Source organism: Asticcacaulis benevestitus DSM 16100 = ATCC BAA-896, from assembly GCF_000376105.1.
Taxonomy (GTDB): domain Bacteria; phylum Pseudomonadota; class Alphaproteobacteria; order Caulobacterales; family Caulobacteraceae; genus Asticcacaulis; species Asticcacaulis benevestitus.
In genome coordinates this window covers 1-16,954 of sequence record NZ_AQWM01000013.1, presented here as the reverse complement: position 1 = coordinate 16,954, position 16,954 = coordinate 1, and the positions used below count along the sequence as shown (strand labels likewise).

The window sequence follows — 16,954 nt, the reverse complement described above, 5'->3', positions numbered from 1 at the left end:
CTCTGGCTGCAGCGCTTGTCGGATGACGAAGGCTCGGTCAACGGCGATCTGTCCGCTCGCTGTGAAGGATACGTTTGCGAATCCGGTCAAATAAGAATTGATCTAATCGGATGCCGGTATTGGCCCTTGTCAATGTTTGCAACGCTGGTCGTGCCGCCTTGACCTCTCGCAAACCTGCCCAAATTTCGAACCCCAAGAATTCCATTTCAGCCAGGTTGTGGGAGATTTTGAAGTCGCTTGCGAGGCGCCGCGCCAAATTAATCAATTCTCTCGATTGATGATTGAAGGGATTATGGAATTTGCCTTCTAGCAGCTTACGGGCGACAATGACGCTGACCTGATTGATGCGAAATTGCATTTCGCTGAGCGCGAGAATTTTTCGGTCAGAGTCATTCAGTCGGAATTCTTTGGAGAATGTGTCGAAGAGTTGCTCGCAAATCAGCAGATCGTTTACGGCTGAGCTTGCCGATACGCTCGCTTCCCGCAGTAGCTCTAACGGCTGGAGTATTGCTGAGCGGGAGTTGAGCGGCAGCCCAACGCTTGTGGCATAAAATAACTCCAATGCGGCGCGTTCTGAATAGGTACGCACCTGTCTCACAGCGTGATAAGCGCGCTCGGTTTCCGTTACGGCTGAGTTTGTATTGGTAATATGCAGGTTCAGTGCTTCGCGGAGGGCATTTTTTGCAACTGCATAATACTTCTTTACAGTCTGAATGCTGCGCATAACTGAGGATACTGCGGTATCACTGTCCATCCGCGTGATAAGATGGCGTCCTGCATTTGCCAACCCGTACCGGTGTGTGACCGCGTTGAGGAAAAGCAATTCTGGATAAAATCCGTCGACGCCGCGTTGGGAATCCCGGGCACCTTGGTCCGATTTCAGGGCGATGTCGGCAAATCGCATTGCCTCTACGCTGTCCCCATCTTCCATCGAAAGGCAGGCTGCCGCCGCGAAGGTCACTTCTGCGGGATTGCTTTCCAGGCTCGTGTCGGAAAGGTCATCCAGTGACAATGCCGGGATATGGCGAGGCTTCTCAATATCTCGTAGCTTTTGAATTATTTTCTTTGCTTTGGGCAACCAAAGCCGGAGGCTTTCGTGGGACTGCTCGTGGAGCAATTCGTCAACAAACCGCTTCAATGTGTCTGTGTCGTCAATGCTTTCCAGCTTTGCCATCATCGCGGCATGTTCGTCGACCCGTCGAGCGACCAACGCCGCGGCCGATCCTACGGCAATGCGTTGATATTTCCTCCAACGGTTTGTAATGGAGGCCCAATCTGCGGCGAGGCGGTGCTTGTCGGGCTGGGCTTCCTCTATCAACTCTCGAATCGCCGGATCCGATATGAAGTCAGGCTTTTCGGATTGAATGAGCGTAAAGGTTTGAGCCGAATATTCCGGATATTCGGCCGCCAATTTTTCTCTATCCGCAGTTCTTAACCAAGGAAGAATCGACATGCCGATAGCTTGTTGTACAGAATCGAAGAGATTTAGAGAGGCAAGCTCACTATCCCTTAATGCGCCGAACGCCCCTCCGATGTCTCTTGGATTGAAATGGGGTGCATACTGTGTAAAACGCCTGAGAATATAAGGGACTTCCGTCGGCTGCTTTTGGTACCACCGACGGTAAGTGTCGATCAGAAGCTGATCGCCCGTTACGAAAACAATGCGCAGTTTCGGGTCGGGATTGACGTCTGCTATCTTCTGAACCGCAGCAATGGCCCATGCATCATTCCAGATGGACCCGATCTCGTTGTCCTCGGATGGCGAACTTGACTCTAACGTCGGGGGCAAACGCTCCCTTCGAGTCCGTCCTCGATTGCCTGGCAATAGAAGCTCGTCACGGAACATGCGGCTCCATTCCCTCGCGTCTTCAAGGATTTCATCCATGACACTGTCAGTTAAACCACAAGCTGCCTCTAAAGAAATCGTCCGCCCGTAAATTTTCGTAGAATAGAGACGACGTAGTTGGATGATATGCTCAACGATGTCGTCGCTGACCAATAACGCGGAGCAGTGGCTTACCTTACGGTGGAGGTCGACGACATCGCGATCAACACCCCCCAGGATGAGGGCTTCACAGTCCGATGCGATCTGTTCTGCTTCCTGGCTGGTAAGACCTTGTGGAACGCTCATCGTGTCACCCGACAAGATGCTGTGCACCAAAGCCTTCTTCTTTTTAATCCGCTCAAGAAGGTCTTCTGCTTGTCGACGTGGATCGGTCTTAAGCTCGGCATTGATCTCGCCAGCGCGCCTGGCAAGTTCATCGCGATGCCCGTCTGTCATCGACAGTAGATTTGAAGACGCGCCTGGCAACGTTCCCGAAATGATCCATTCAGCCGTTTGCATTGATGTTTGAGCTTCCGCTGATCTCGCAAGATCTACCGGGAAAGATCGATCGTTTCTCCAAACATTCGAGTAGAAGCCGCCCTGACTGGACGTCTGATAGTGAGGGGACACTAGATATTCGAAGATGTTTTCATCTAACACGTAACGGATGGTGCCTTCTCGCTGTATGTGGGCGTCATCATCCTCGGACATGCCTAGGTCGGCAGAGATGTCGAGCATGGCCATCTGTTGCTTCAAGATGTTTACGATATCATCGTCCATTGGCCGCGCCCTCCAATGTCTCGAAAGTCTTGTGCCACGCGTCCTTTTCATCTTGCGGAATAGTCGATTGTGGCCGCGGCGCTTTTGCGAGCGCGACGATCCCTTCCAATTCCATAGCGGAAAAAATGCCTTCAGCCTTTTTAGAAATTATTTCTGCTGCAATGCCATCCGCATTCTTGTCAGCATCTAGCACACGCAATTTTGTTTCCTTCACTATGCGCGCGAGCGGCAACAAGTAGAGACCGTTATCAGAGCGACTATACAAGTTACCGAATGCTCTTCCGACCTTGTCGAGAATTAAGCAATTTGATGAGACGCGGTCTACCATGTCGGCTCCAGGCGACAGCGACCGAAGCTCCAGGAGGCCTTCTAACGTGAAGAAACGATCCGTCTCCGGAGAAGCGAAATAGACCTTTCTTTCGGCGCAATAGAGAACCAAACCACCTACTTTACGCGGAACTCCTATTACCGTCACCGGACTGCCTAGGTAGTCTGTCGCTTGCTCTATTGGTGCGGCAAAGTTATATGATGATCTCGTGACTCTGACGCCTTCAGCGAACTGGACCACATCGTAAAATTGAGAGATTTGGCTTCCGGGTGACGGGTTCACTTCACTCAAACGCATCAGGCGCCCGACCTCGTCCTCCCCCATGAAACATGGATGATTTTCCGACAAATTGGCCGTCAAATAGCGTGGGACTAGCGCATAAAGCCGATCCTTCAGGCCAAGGACAGCGCCGACGGCAAATCGTTGCTGCTGCCCTGCAAAACTGAGCCGCTTTTCCGCGGAGATATCGATTCTTGCCATCCTAGGAATCCTGGATGGGGCGGGTGAAAATTCGCTCCCCCCGGCTCAAATCAATACCAAATACCTGGGAAGGGGGAGAGCCCTCAAAGCCAATGACTTCGTAACCAGTAGCTGTGATCGCCACTTCCACAAATCGCCGGCACAATCGGCTCAAAAATTCAATCACCATGTCGCGTCTATAGTCTCGATATGCATGAGTACCAGGCAGATTCCTTGGGAATGGCCTCGGACATTTAAGGTCGCCGTCCCAAGCAGGCACAGCAAGTCGGTCGGCAAGTTTCCTTTGGTGTTCGTCGATGTACTCTAAGTCGGCGGCACTTACGCAATTGCCGAAATTCGTATCGGGCCCATGCCGAACGATGAGGCGAACATCCTTTTGCTTGAAATCGTATCCACCTACGGAATAGCCGTCACCGGTTCGAACCACCTCGGCATGCTTATACTCAAGCCCCTTACCATAAATTTTGGCGTGATAGATCAAGAGTTTGTTGATTGGGGAAGCGGCATCGGAGACAGGCTTCGACCACTTCTTATCGACGAGGATGTGAACCGGTGCACCCTCAATATATGATGCCTTCAAAGCCTCTTGGACGGACTTGTAACTTCCGTCAGTCTCGATCAGCTCCGCGGCCGCAGTGTAGACCTCATCCAGTTTTTCAATTGCTTTTTCATCTTTAAAGTTGTCTCTGGCTGCCTCGGCTTCCGAAATTGATGCTGCCAACGGCGTATCGGACAAGAGGTGGGCTATTCTTACAGGTAGGTCGCCACGGTCAAATCTGCTGTGCAGAATTCGCAACATGTCGATCAGGCCACCGTCTCCCGCCCCACTTACAATGAACCGTGTTGATGGCTCTGTGTTGCGAGTGTCGACAATATTGTCAGGTGTCCAGTAACCAATCCACTCCCCTTTATCTAAAAGGGTTTCCGCCCTTTGTTCCTTTCCGAAACCAAGGGCAACGATCGCGGCGCGGTAGGACTTGGTGTTCCCTTGTCCGTTGCACTCAAGGGAAATTGACTTGTCTGATATTGGAGTGACGTGGGTCACCATCTTGCGAGGCTCGACGTTCAGGAGCTTTTTGTTAGCCGCCTGTACCTTTTCCACTTCTCGCAACAGGTGGTCGGCAACTTCACTGCAAGGAAGTTGATACCAATCCAGGTAGGGTAATGTCGTGGTATCTGACAATGGCTCCATCGGCCATTTGGTAATGGTGGGATTGACTATGCGATGAACAGTTTCTGATTGGCGAGACAAAAGCTTCGCGCCGCCTTCAAAGATGTCAACTTTAGCGCCATACCCAACGAGCGCTACAGCCGCCGTCAGACCCGCCACACCGCCGCCTATGACAGCGACCGCATCATCCTTCTTAAATCCTCCTCGCTTATGCAGGGCATATACGAGATTGACTGCCCGCGATTGCTGCGAGGTGAAGCTGACACGATTGGCAAAGGGGCCAATAACATGAAAGGGCGTATCCGCCCGCGGCGTGCAGATGCGGACGATTTCTTCAAGTTCTAGTTGTTTGAGCATCGTGCCCCCTGCGGCCTCTCGCAAAGGTAGTGTTGGCCGGGATTAGAAAAACGTCAATGACCTTTTTTCCACAAATGCTCCGATTACTGACGAGTGTTGCGGGAATACCAAAGTGTTATTATTCGCTCAGATTTTAGCGCCTCGGGAAGAGATATGCTGTTTCAATACAGCGGTGTGGGAAGGAAACGCCAACTCAACCAGTGATGTTTGCACGCTAACCTCGGTCACCTCGGCCGTTGGTGTAAATTGTTTGAGAACGTCCCCTGCATCCAAGATATTTCGGTGTCGCGTAAAAATAAGTAGATGGTCGTCATGACGTTCCGTGTGAGTTACAAAGACGTCCGATGGCGATATTTGTATTTGAGTTTCTTCGAATAGCTCACGACAGGCGGCCGCTTCTGCGCTTTCATCACCATCGTCGACGTACCCTCCCGGCAGCGCGTAAATACCTTGCTCGGGCGCGACGCCCCGTTTCACGCAAAGTAGCCCTATTTGGCCACCACGTGTTTTGATGGGAACTGATATGACGGCCACTGGAAAGGGATTGTTGTAGGTCACCTGATCGCAGTTACTACAATGCTTCGGAAAAGCTGACGTCGGCATCGCGAGGCCGCAGTATGTGCAGTAAATTTTTTGCACTTTTGCTCCCACTGCTTTGTCGCGACTCAACCAAACACTAAGTCAACGACGCGGTAATATGTGTGACAGCAAATAATGTGGAAGGCAACCTACTGACGCCCGACAAGGCCGTCAAAGGTCCTCAATAATAACCCACCTGACCACTACACCGAGTGCATTCCGTGAAGACACCACTATTCCTCCACCGCGACCAATTTGTCCAAACAAGGCGGTTAGTCCAACTTTTAAAATTAGATTGTGCACTGCATTGGAGCGTCTTTATGCGCTGGTTGCCGTAAAGTGACCACATCAAATTTTTCGGACCTCGCTGGAAATTCCCCCAACTTTTGGATACGACTGTCTGGGAAAATTCACTGGTCTAAGATGATAAATGTAACCCCTCTGTCGATCCTACTGGGCGAGCTAGGCAGTCATGCCGCCTTCATGCTTCTAGGTGGCGGCGCGTTGGCCATCGCAGGCGCGTATAGCCCATTGATGCCATCGTCGAATTTGTCCGGGGAATGGTCAAGAAATCAGTTTGTCCGTTCTTCCGTCAAAAGCCCAGAGTTAACGGACAACGCAATCACGCGTCGAGCCTGAAAGGTGAATAAATTCAATGATATGCAGTAGCTAAATCTATAATATATTGATTTATAACTGATTCCCTAGCGTCATTTTTTACGCGTATTGCGACCAGGTCATGCTTCGTAAAAAATTGATGCTGCGGAGGTCCACATAATTTTTCCCACGCCCTTGTTCGCTTGCGTCACGGATGTGAGTCCAATACCTATCTCGAAAAAACGAGTTCGTTCGCGAAATCAGGGACAGGCTTTCGGGATCTCGACGGCTTTCGCCCGACGGGTCGGGTCGAGCCAGAGTTCAAGCGTGAACCTGGAGACCGTGTTGCCCGTCGCCGATCGGCAGCTAATGCTACCAGGGCGGGGAAAGACTTTGGATTTATGGAGGACGGTCAGGAGCTCCGTCGCTGCAGGGCGATCCTTGTCGTTGAAATAGCGAACCTCCGCCAAGTCTGCCGCTGAGGTGAGCCGTTCCGCCCTTGGCACATCGAAACCGGCTTGTGCCAGATCTGTACGAACGGCATCAATGGTGGCCCTGTCGCTGCCGGCGAACTGGACGTAGACGCGCGGAACGACGCGAACCTTGGCCCAGTACTGCACGCCGGTCGAACGTTTATAGCCCGTCGGCTGACTTTCCAGGACAATGAAATAGCCGGCCGGTACGACGGTCTTCGCCGGGGGTGAGACATAGGGGCCATCCAGGGCCGGCATATCGTCGCGTAAATAGATGTTCGCATAAACCTGGAAGCGCTGGCCAGGAAAAACCTTCGCGAAATCGGGGCTCTTCGCACCCCCGCCACCGACGGTGCGAACCTGCGGCCGGTCGATCGAACCAAGCCACATCGCCCCCTTCAATTCGTCAAGTTGCGCCAGGGCAGAGGCGGAAGTTGCAACAGGCGGTAGTTTGTCGTCCAGCCTCTTTTCGGCGATCGTCACCTGTTGAACCGCAAATTTTTCGTCTTCTCTGGCGTTGTCAGCAGCCTCCGTGGCGACTTTCTTTTCAGCGTCCGCTTCGGCGATGATGCGCTTATATCGCGCGCTTTCGCTCCCGAAATAAAACGTCATGCTCATGGCTGCGATAAGCATGAGGACCAACAGTCCGATCAGACTTCCGATAACGATATGCTTTTGTGTTTCCGTGCGCCGGGTCGCAGTTTGACTGGCTTCGACATACTCTACCAACAGGTCGGATTCGCTCTCGAAGCGGCGAGCCTCTGTCAGGGCGGTGCCTCGAAGCAGCAGGTCGCTATCCCTGTCGGCATTTTTCCACCGTTTCGCCAGCGACTCGATTTTCGACACTTCGCGATCATACTTATCCTTCGCGTTCAGCCATCCTTGCAGTTCGGGCCAGGTGGAGGCGATTTCCGCACTGGTAGCCTCGAATCGGTCGCTTTCCACGGTTTCCCCCGGCAACCGCCGGATGGCGCCTGCTGCTTCAAACGTCTGCAGGATCGCATTCCATTTGGGCTCCAAAACACTCTCGGCCCGCGCCTCGAGCGAAGCGCGGGTGCAGGGCGGGCTACGCTCGAAATCCGTTTCGTTCTTTTTCCGCAGCAGTTCCTCGAACAGACGGCGGGCCAGCCGCCGGTCAGTTTCGTCGTCCAGAGATTCAAAGGCCTGCTGCGCCGACGCCCCGGCCTGACGCCCGCGCGCGCCTTCATAGGGCTTCAGGGTCAGCAACACCGGATAGCCATGCCCCTCCAGGGCGGCAACCGCAGAGGCCCAGTAGTCGATAATGCCCTGAGCTTCGTCGCGCTCGGCGGTTCGTTCGATATCGACCCCTGCGGCATGCACTGACTGGCGCAGGGCATCGGCCGTTTCCGACCGGAACTTGTCGTCTTCAAGGTCGCGCCATTGTTGCATCAGGTTGAGATGCCGCTCACGCAGGCCGGCGATGGTGTCGGGTGTCGGAGGGCTTTCGGTCATCAGGCATCTCCCTCGAGGGTGCGCAACGGTTCCTGCAATAGTTTGAGCTTTCCGCAATCTTGTAGCAGGCGGTTATCAGCCTGCTGAAAACGTACCCTGACTTCCCGCGAGAAAGCCGGAAAGGCGCGCTTGAACCCTTCCGGCTCGAGCGGGGTATCGGCATCGCCCAGCCCTGCCAGGGTCAGCATGTCGAGCACCTCGTCGTCCAGGCTTCGGGCGGATATGGCTCGCAGCGCATCGACCAGGTTGCGGCAGTGAAAATTCAACTCGATCTGTCGGCCCGTGCTCCGCAGAAGTTCCTCGATATTGACGAGGGTCGCTTCGGCCTGCTGCCATAGCTGATGGATCACACGACGATCGCGCAGCCGGACATCGATATCCTCCAGGCCTTGCGCGGCCGCCGACAACACGCCGGCCGGCTCACCGGCAGGTTCGAGGCTGCGGAGCAGGGCGGCAAAGGCGGTGAACGGTATCGCCTCGGAGGCTTCGACCAGCTTGCTGTCGAACAGGCTCATCTGCTGACGCAACATGGCGCGCAACAACCCCGCGGCGGCTTCCGCCGTTTCCGGTGCTTCGAGGTCGGCAGCGGTCACCTGGCTGGCAATGGCCTTGATTTGCGCCACCACGTTATCGCGCAGAGCCCGCGCCTGGACCGGGGCGGATCCGTGCAGGAACTGCCCTTCGATACGACCGTAGCCGAGTTTCAACTCCTGGACCTGAACCCGCAAACTGCCCTTGCGTTCGAACGGGGTGGTCGCCTCGGGCGAGACGCGGAGCAATTCGGTCAACACACCCATCTGAAGGCCGTGCAGGACATCATGGATGGATTTGTAACCCATGAGGTCTTCGAGACCGTCGGTCATGCGGCGGGCCAGTTCGCGGCCCTTGGCGTCCAGCGCGGGCGCCGTGCCGAGCGTGGTCCGAACGGCCTTCACGCGGCGCTCCATACGATCGGTGTCGTAGTCCTCGCGACTTTGCTCGAACTGGTCTTGCGTCACCCGGACCAGCAGGTCCGGGTGACAGGCCTTCACCCACTCGCGTAGTGAGGCATTGCCCGGCAGGCTCACGAAGGTGGCGGCCAGGCAAGTTTCGCCCCGGTTTTCAACGACGCACAGTGCAGTCCGCAAATCAGGTATAACCAGGCCCATCGGGCTATTTTGCATGCCCAGCTTTTCGTACATATTGTAGCCAACGGCGCCGAACACGATGCCGTTCAGCTCCTTGTAGCCGTCGGCAATTCCAAAGGCACGGCTCAGTATGGCGTCCAGTTTTTCTGCAGCGTCGGCGTCACAAACCATGGTTCAGAGCGCTCCGAGATCGATGCCGGATTCGGCAAGCGCCGCCCGGATACGCCAGATCGGCACGCCCCGGCCGACCGTTTGGTCGGCCAGATTCGACGGCGAAATCCCATACCGGGCGACGTGGTGCAGGGCGATCAATCCGCCATCGGCTGTCAGGACTGGCGAACCTGCACTGCCCGGTAGCGTTCTCGCACTATAGTGGACACGAGTGCCTTCGAGGGAATAGGCGGTCAGTTTTCCAGGTGAAACCTCCAGTTGGCGCCCCTCGGGATGTTGCAGGATGAAGACATCGTCCCCGACGGCGGCAATCGGAACCGGGTCGGGCAGGGGCAGCACCGCCCGACCGTTGGGAGCGGGACCGGCCAGCCGGATAAGCGCGAAGTCCAAAGCCTCGGTCGCGGATTGGTCCTCCCCTTCATACAACCAATCGGTGTCTGACACCGCGTATTTTCGGTAGGCCACCAGCCAGCCGGACCCGGCAGCGGCATTCACTGTCACCCCCGGCAGACTGCCGTAGCCCTGGAAATGCAGGTGAATTGCTTCACCGCCGGCTTCGTTGGCAACCAGGTCGTTCACCGCGGAATAGGTTGTCAGGACAAGGTCTTTCGAAATCAGAAACCCGGTTGCGCGCGGCTTGTCGTTGACCAATACCCGGCAAATGGCGCTCTGCATGTCGCCGATCGCGGGACCGCGCTGTCGCGATTGGTCCCAGGCTGGAGGTATTTTGGAGGAGAAGCCCAGCAGTCGTGCCGCCACGGTTTGCAGGGGCTCGACTTCGTTTTGCTTTTCTTTCCAGGTCAGGGAGAGGAGGTCGTGCGACCGTCCTTGAGCGTTCGCCCATTCGACCAGATCGTCAACCGCGAGAACTCCGGGCTGCACCGTATTGACATAGTCCGACACGCGCACGCCCCAGGAATTGAGCAGCAGGTTGTAGAGCCCCAGTTTGTCCGGATAGGCTGTCACCAAAGCCTCCTTGATCGCGGTCAGGTCTTTCTGGGTCATGGTCTTGGGGGCAACGGTATCGGACATGAACCCGTTTCCTATAGAGTCGCCGGATCGATTTTGGCCGCCTTCAACGCCGCCATGATCCGGGCGATCGGCACGCCTTGGTTATACTGCGGAAACAATGTGGGATCGGCGGCGTGGTGCAGGGCCACGAGATTGAGGTCGACGTCGAAAACCGGTGAGCCGGAACTGCCACTTTCTGTGGTCACGTCGTAGCGGTAGCGCAGGCCGCCGGGATAATCCAGCACCTCGCCCATGGCCAGTTTGGCCGGCTCGCCGCCTGGATGCTGGCAGATAAGGACAAAGTCGCGCTGGGAAACCACCGGTGGAAGGGTTGGCCATGTCACCGGCCGCCGTGCCGGCTCAACGTCCTGGCTGAGGGTGATCAAAGCGAAGTCCAGTTCGTCCGGCCCCGGTACGCCCTTGCCAGTGAGGTCGCTTTCGGAATAGGGACTGTTGAGGTCCAGCCAGTCAATACCCATCGCGCCGTTGAACAGCACGGTGCGAATGTTGGCGTCGTAATAGTCGAATTCGCAGAAAATCTGATCGCCCTGCGTGTCGGCTGCGATCGCGGCCTTCACAACGTGATAATTGGTCAGGACGGTGTGTCGCCCGATCAGGAAGCCCGTCCCCTTGATGCCCGCGGCTTGAATTCGGCACAGCGCGCCGGAAAGGCCGGCCAGGCGTTGTTGAAAGGCCTGGAGGTTGATCAGGCGCGACCGCTTGGCCACGAGTTTTTCCAGCGTCGGGCGCACCTGTGGCGGTGGCGCGGCTAACGGAGGCGGGGCGTATTTGGCCAGAGCCGCCTCCGGTGGAGTCAGCCAGTTATTGGCCAAGGCCTTGAGCGCCGGGTTGCCAGGGACATCCGCCCAGGCCAGGGCCAGCAGATCAAGCTGGCGCCCGTTCGCCCGGGCGTACTGGACGATCCGTGCCATCACGACGCCGCCGGGATTGTCAAGCGAGGTGACATCGTCTTCGACATCCACGCCCCATTTGTTGTGGAGCCGCATGTAGAAGAAATCCCGGTTGGGATAAGCCTTGCGGATCGCATCCCCGATGGCTTCGCGGGTAGCGTCGTCGACTTCGTCTTCTTTGGCGAACAGATTGGTTACGTCGTTCATCTTGTCCCTTTCCGCCGGCTTCAGACTTCGGCGCCGCTGATCCTGTCGTCGATCTGGCTGATCAGCTTGGCCTTCAGCTTCGGCTCGAGCGCGGCCAGGAGGCCGTTGTCGCAGGTCATGGTGGTCGTGGCGCTTTCGAACTCGGCGCTGACATCGGAAATCTTGAAGAACAGGATCCGCACCTCGCTTGACTCGACGTTCAACCGGGCCACCGCATAGCGGATCGTGGTTTCGGTGTCGTTGCTGCTGACGGCGGCGAAGTGCATCTCATTCACGTTGAACCGGCGGCTTTCGCGGTCGAACAGGGTGATCCACGGCGCGTCCGCATCCATCTCCTGCAAATTCTTGAGCGCCTGCAGGATGATCGGCCCGACGGCGGCGCCGCCGAACGCTATGGTCAGGAAGGGAATGATCGCCTTGTGCACGGCGACGTTCTTCTTCTTGAACGTGGAATGCGCCACGGCATAGCCGCTGACCCGGAAGCCGATTTCGGAAAGCGCCTGGTTGTAACGCGCCAGCCAGTCGTCCTCGTCGTCTTCCGGCTTCATGGCGCGAGTTGCCACGCGGCTGGCGTAGAGCAGGGCCAGCGAGACCGACGCGCGCAGGACGACATTCGGCGTCGCCGAGAAGTCGATCAGCGTGGTGCTCGAAACGACGACATCAGGTAACGTGCTGAGATCGAGTTTGGGCGCCTCCGCCGCTTCCAGGCCCTCGAGGGCAATTGCGCCGACATCGGCCGATTCGATAAAGGAAAATGGATTGTAGACCATCGCAGTTTGTTCCCCGAAAATCAGTGTGAATCAAAGAAAACGTATTTGTTCCAGCTGATCCAGCCGGATATCCGTACCGCCCCAGGAGGCTTCAGTGGTGGACGATTTGGCGTCCACATCGGCCAGGCCGCCGAAGGAAATCCCGCCGCGGGCCTCGATGGCGCGGATGGAGGTCTGGGTGGCGATGGCCTGTTGCGGTGAATGGAATTCGCCAAAGACGAATTCGGTATCCGGCGACGGCAGGCTGTCCTTCTGGCTCATCTCGTAACCGGTGGCGCACAGCTTGCCGGTCCGGTCGTGAATGAACGCTATCACCTTCCAGAACTTCACCGGAATGCGGATGCCGTAGATGGGGGGATCCTGGCTGTCGAAATAGGGACCGGTAAAGACCGATATCTTCATGGCGTCCTCACGGGCATGCCCCAGGGCGTAGTCCTCCAGCGCCAGCCAGATGGGGGAATTGAACGCCTGCATCTGGGGAACGGTATTGGTCACATGCATGGAATCGGCATTGCCCCGGTTCCATGTGGCGGCATCGTCACCCCATACCGGATCTTCTCGGCGGGTCATGTGGCCCCGGCTGAAACGCGGCGGATTGCCGTAGCACTCGTTCAGGATCTGTTGCGCGGACGGAATGCGCGGGTCCAGCCGCCAGCCAACCCGGGGCGCCTTGCGCGACCGGCCACCGTCGATGTTGCAAGCGCTGAGGATACACATACGTCGGCTTCGGCTCATGACGACACTGAAGTGTTCGTACCGCAATTCGGTGTCGGGCAGGCCACCATTGTCGTAGCTCAAGATATCGTGCGTGGCCCCGACCTTCGGCAGCGGCACCTCCGGACCAAGGAACTCCGGGACATAGCCGCGCCGGGTGCGATAATCCTCGGCCGGCGCCTCGACGGGGACCAGGTTGTCCGGCGGGCCCAGCGGTGGACGTGCCGTCGCCGTCGCCGTGACGGGGGCTGAGCCGGGCGAACCTATGTCGACCGTCACGGTCACGGGGATCGTCACTGACACCCGGTTCGCCGTCGGTTCACGCTGTGGCGCGGGTGAGGGATAGACACGGCTCTGTGCCGGTGTTTCTGTGTCCGCCCAATAGTCGTCCCAGGGGCCGGGCTGGCGCTGGGGCGTTCCGGCGAAGGCGACTCCGGCATCGATGACACGGCCGTCACGTGCCAGTTCGAAGGCCGGGACGCCGAAATTGGTGTCCAGGTAAAGCCCGCCGAAATGCAGCGCCGCCACGGTGCCCTGCCCGACGGAAAGGACCGCCGAGCCCGATGCGCCCCCTAGGGTGGAGGGGTCGTGGGTGCCGGCATTGACCGTCTTGCCGAAGCTGTTGGTCTCGCGGCGTCCGGTAAACTTGCCCGGCATCAGCCGTTTGACGTTGTAGATGCCGCGAAATACCTGGTTCTGCACTTGGGCGTCGTTACGCGGATCGAAGGCCGGGTAGCCGATGGCGACGACATCGAAGACGCCGGAAGGTGGTGTGACCTCCAGGCGCAGGGGCGCGATCGTGTCTGGAAGGTCTTCGACCCGGAGCAGGGCCATGTCCCAATAGGGGTGGATCATGACCACCTGGACGACCTCCAGCCGCACGGTCCCCCCGTCGACACGCTTTTCGAGGTCGATGTCGCTTTTCAGGCCGGGCTTGAACGCCAGGTCGCGCAGGCCCAGGCCGTTGGCGAAAATCTCGGCGACATGGCGGTTGGTCATGATCAGGCCGGGGCCGGCGACAAAGGCCGTCCCGCCGTAGGGCAGCGCCGGATGGCCGGGCAGTTCGACCCGTCCGACGGCGGGTATGGCCTGCCTGATGATGTTACGTGGGGCGTCGTCGAGCAGGTGCTTCCACAAGGGATGATCGGTGGCGAAGGTGTTTCCAGCCAGGACATCCAGAACGGGGCGCTTGTCGGGGATGATGATCGCCTCGAGTGCGAAGGTCTCCGCGGCTTCGAGCGGGCGCCGGGCGGCAATCTTCTCCACCGTCTTTTGCACAAGCGGTTTCAGGTCGTCCGGCACGTATCCGGCGGGTGCGATCTCTGTTTCGGCGCCCGAAGCGGAAAGGGATTCCAGACCTCCATTTTCCAGCGCAGCCGTCTTCGGCAGGATCCCGCTCAGAAACGACAGGGCCTGAATTTGTCTTTGGTCCATAATGTCCCCCTAAGGCGTTTTCGCCTCCAAACGGAAAATTCGGTTTTACAACAATGCGGTACAATCGTCCGGGGCCCTGGCAGGCCGTCCTGGTCCCTAGCGGAGGGAATTTTTCTCAGACATACACCAAATGGTTGTATGACGCAATGGATCATGTTAAGCATCTGCCGGTTAGTCCAACAATTTGTCCGTGTTTCCGAGTTCTGACGGAAGCGACTCCGACTCCGTCTCATCCCATTCACAACACAGCCACGAGGGGGGTCCTGCAGTATGGTCTCGCCAGACAACGTTCAAGACGTCATTCATGAAGAGCCGGTGGTCACGGACGAGGACGGTCATGCCGATCCGACCGATTGCGGCGGCAGCGAGGCCGTGCAGGACGCTTTGGAAACCGTGCGGTCGTGGCGGCTGGCGCGCAGCCTTGAGCAATTGCGCAGTCAGATCAACGCGCGGTTTCAGTCGCGGTCCAAGGCCAGCGACGGCACGATCGGCGATGCCGCCCACGCGACGCGCAGTTCGGACCACAATCCTTGGGTCGTCGATTCCGCCGGCAAGGGCGTGGTGACGGCCATGGATGTCTCGCATGATCTGGCGAAGGGCATCGACGGCAACTGGTTGGCCAGGACGCTTGTGGCGGGCAGCGATCCGCGCATCAAGTACATCATCTGGAACCGCCGCATCTGCAGCGCTTCCGCCATCGGCAGCACGCCGGCCTGGACCTGGCGCGCCTATACGGGCGCCAATCCGCACAACCACCACCTTCACCTGTCTGTCAGGCCCGAGGCGTCGCGGTATGACGATGTTGCGGCTTGGAACCTCGACGCCGGCAGCCACGAAAGCCTGGAAAGCATCGACACAACGGCTGAGGTGGACGAAGAAATCCTGATCGCCAATGCGCTCAACACGATCGGGGAAGGGCGTCGCGAGGCCTCGCTTCTGACGCGACTAATCGACGCGCAGGCGGAAATCGACACCCTGCTCGACCTTTATGTCGCCGAACAGCGGGCACAGACGGCGCCGGAGGACAATGCGCTGGAAGCGGTCAAGCCGGGCTATGATCAGCTCAAGGCCGGCTATATTAATCTGTTCGACTCCATGAAGGTCCGGCCGGAGCGCGCCGGTGAGGTCGCTTGGCACCGCACGAAGCTGCTGCAGTTCAGGCCGCGTTACGAAGAGGTCGCGGCCCAGACCGGCGTGCCCTGGTGGTTCGTCGGTATCGTCCATGGGCTGGAAGGCAGCTTCAATTTCAAGGCCCACCTCCACAACGGCGATCCGCTGACGGCCAGGACGGTGCAGGTTCCGAACGGGCGTCCGCCCGTCTGGAATCCGCCCAGCGACTGGGTGTCCAGCGCCGTCGACGCCCTGACCTATCAGAAACACGCCCACCAGCCGGACTGGTCCCTGCCCAAAACCTTGCATCGTTTCGAAGGCTATAACGGCTTCGGCTATTATGCCCGCAACATCAACTCGCCCTACCTGTGGAGTTTCTCTAACCACTATACAAAGGGCAAGTTCGTCAGGGACGGGCTCTACGACCCGCAGGCCATATCGAAGCAGTGCGGGGCGGCCGTCATGCTACGAACCATGATCGATAATGAGGATGTCAAGGTCTGACGTTGAGGCAAACCGCGCGGTTCGCTGGTAAGACGTTCTGGAGGACCTGCTGAAGTCTTACAGCGTCGACGACGCGCGCGCATGCCGGCGGTGGTTGGAAACCAGCCACGGAATTCAGCGTATAAGTCGTTATAAAAGTTCCGGCTGATTTCTCTATAAGCGGTCGAACGATGTCGGCCTAACATCCTTGCGAGTTCAATGATGGAGAAAATGCCGGACCTTGCAAGATCGAACATTGGTTTCGAAGGAACCGACCTTCCCAAGAAGCACAATCAAACTGAAGGTCTTCATCAGGCCGCGGGTGTGGTTCGAAAATCTGACTTGCTGAAAGGTGATCTGCCAGAAGCTGTGTGGAATTTTACGGCTATGGGGGGGTAGGCTTAACACGGTTTAACTGGAGGAACGCTTAAGACTTGGTCTCCGTCTTGCACCCAGGCGTGATCACTGCTCAATCCCTTCTATTTAGCAGGCCGTCATTTCAATAGATCTGTTAAGTCTACAACATGGAGGGCCGCGATATTTGAGCCAGCATCAATTCCGACGTCACGTTTGTGACGCGATTGTCATAAAATTCATCTTGTAATTGCATCGCTGGCTATTTAGTGGTCCTGTGGGCTTTAGGGTGGGTATTATATGGATGGGGAAAATGTCGGCGTTGACAGGGGGTTATTGTGTCTTGTGGTAACCGGGGCAAATTGGCGTGCAAGGGGGCTTGGCAGGGACTCGCGGTTATGATTCAAACTGGAGATGGCTCCATCGACTGAATCGAATGACGATTTTTCCCTGGCGGGTTTGCGCAGTGTTGTTGCGACACTTTTGGGGCAGGTTGAGCGACTCCAGACGGAGGTAGGTTCGCAAGCGAAGGTCATTGAAGAACAATCTCGTACCCTTGAAGATTTGAAACTGGCGGTGACGGTTCGCGACGCCAAGAT

12 protein-coding genes are annotated in these 16,954 nt (G+C 57.3%); 2 read left to right on the top strand and 10 right to left on the bottom strand.

What is annotated here, in order from left to right; genetic code table 11:
- Nucleotides 1–37 precede the first annotated feature (37 nt).
- From B060_RS0113530 to B060_RS26105, 10 genes are all read right to left on the bottom strand, one after another.
- Nucleotides 38–2,605 (bottom strand): hypothetical protein, encoded by a 2,568-nt coding sequence (locus B060_RS0113530; RefSeq protein WP_018082330.1) that lies wholly within the window; start codon nt 2,603–2,605, stop codon nt 38–40.
- On the bottom strand, nt 2,595–3,413 hold the full coding sequence (locus B060_RS0113525) for a hypothetical protein (protein ID WP_018082329.1): 819 nt from the start codon (nt 3,411–3,413) through the stop codon (nt 2,595–2,597). The genes B060_RS0113530 and B060_RS0113525 overlap by 11 nt, the downstream gene beginning before the upstream one ends.
- Before the next feature lies 1 nt (nt 3,414).
- A complete protein-coding gene (locus tag B060_RS24575) occupies nt 3,415–4,941 on the bottom strand; it encodes an FAD-dependent oxidoreductase (RefSeq protein ID WP_023447303.1) in 1,527 nt (508 codons plus the stop codon).
- 126 nt (nt 4,942–5,067) lie between these two features.
- Complete coding sequence (locus tag B060_RS24565) at nt 5,068–5,499, bottom strand: NUDIX domain-containing protein (protein ID WP_157405641.1); 432 nt, start codon at nt 5,497–5,499, stop codon at nt 5,068–5,070.
- Nucleotides 5,500–6,377: 878 nt separating this feature from the next.
- Nucleotides 6,378–8,063, bottom strand: coding sequence for an nSTAND1 domain-containing NTPase (locus B060_RS0113510; protein ID WP_018082325.1), 1,686 nt, complete (start codon nt 8,061–8,063; stop codon nt 6,378–6,380).
- Entirely contained in the window at nt 8,063–9,361 is a 1,299-nt protein-coding gene (locus B060_RS0113505; RefSeq protein ID WP_018082324.1) for a hypothetical protein, read from the bottom strand. Before B060_RS0113505 ends, B060_RS0113510 begins: the two co-directional genes overlap by 1 nt.
- Before the next feature lie 3 nt (nt 9,362–9,364).
- Nucleotides 9,365–10,393: a trypsin-like peptidase domain-containing protein gene (locus B060_RS0113500; protein ID WP_018082323.1), complete on the bottom strand. Its 1,029-nt coding sequence runs from the start codon at nt 10,391–10,393 to the stop codon at nt 9,365–9,367.
- An 11-nt stretch (nt 10,394–10,404) separates the two neighbouring features.
- Nucleotides 10,405–11,490, bottom strand: a complete 1,086-nt coding sequence (locus B060_RS0113495) for a trypsin-like peptidase domain-containing protein (RefSeq protein ID WP_018082322.1) — start codon at nt 11,488–11,490, stop codon at nt 10,405–10,407.
- A gap of 20 nt (nt 11,491–11,510) precedes the next feature.
- Nucleotides 11,511–12,260 (bottom strand): hypothetical protein, encoded by a 750-nt coding sequence (locus tag B060_RS26110; protein WP_018082321.1) that lies wholly within the window; start codon nt 12,258–12,260, stop codon nt 11,511–11,513.
- Between the two features lie 30 nt (nt 12,261–12,290).
- Nucleotides 12,291–14,408: a DNA/RNA non-specific endonuclease gene (locus B060_RS26105; protein WP_018082320.1), complete on the bottom strand. Its 2,118-nt coding sequence runs from the start codon at nt 14,406–14,408 to the stop codon at nt 12,291–12,293.
- 270 nt (nt 14,409–14,678) lie between these two features.
- Here B060_RS26105 and B060_RS27730 point away from each other — a divergent pair, with 270 nt between their 5' ends.
- Nucleotides 14,679–16,022 carry a hypothetical protein gene (locus B060_RS27730; protein WP_018082319.1) on the top strand — a complete coding sequence of 448 codons (1,344 nt, stop codon included), beginning with the start codon at nt 14,679–14,681 and terminating at the stop codon, nt 16,020–16,022.
- A 747-nt stretch (nt 16,023–16,769) separates the two neighbouring features.
- The coding region (locus tag B060_RS27725) for a hypothetical protein (protein ID WP_040401813.1) at nt 16,770–16,954 on the top strand (185 nt) is incomplete at its 3' end.

Coding starts and splice junctions, on each gene's coding strand:
- B060_RS27730 (WP_018082319.1), top strand. CDS start 14,679: ATGGTCTCGCCAGACAACGTTCAAGACGTCATTCATGAAGAGCCGGTG.
- B060_RS0113500 (WP_018082323.1), bottom strand. CDS start 10,393: ATGTCCGATACCGTTGCCCCCAAGACCATGACCCAGAAAGACCTGACC.
- B060_RS0113525 (WP_018082329.1), bottom strand. CDS start 3,413: ATGGCAAGAATCGATATCTCCGCGGAAAAGCGGCTCAGTTTTGCAGGG.
- B060_RS24575 (WP_023447303.1), bottom strand. CDS start 4,941: ATGCTCAAACAACTAGAACTTGAAGAAATCGTCCGCATCTGCACGCCG.
- B060_RS0113505 (WP_018082324.1), bottom strand. CDS start 9,361: ATGGTTTGTGACGCCGACGCTGCAGAAAAACTGGACGCCATACTGAGC.
- B060_RS26110 (WP_018082321.1), bottom strand. CDS start 12,260: ATGGTCTACAATCCATTTTCCTTTATCGAATCGGCCGATGTCGGCGCA.
- B060_RS0113530 (WP_018082330.1), bottom strand. CDS start 2,605: ATGGACGATGATATCGTAAACATCTTGAAGCAACAGATGGCCATGCTC.
- B060_RS0113510 (WP_018082325.1), bottom strand. CDS start 8,063: ATGACCGAAAGCCCTCCGACACCCGACACCATCGCCGGCCTGCGTGAG.
- B060_RS0113495 (WP_018082322.1), bottom strand. CDS start 11,490: ATGAACGACGTAACCAATCTGTTCGCCAAAGAAGACGAAGTCGACGAC.
- B060_RS26105 (WP_018082320.1), bottom strand. CDS start 14,408: ATGGACCAAAGACAAATTCAGGCCCTGTCGTTTCTGAGCGGGATCCTG.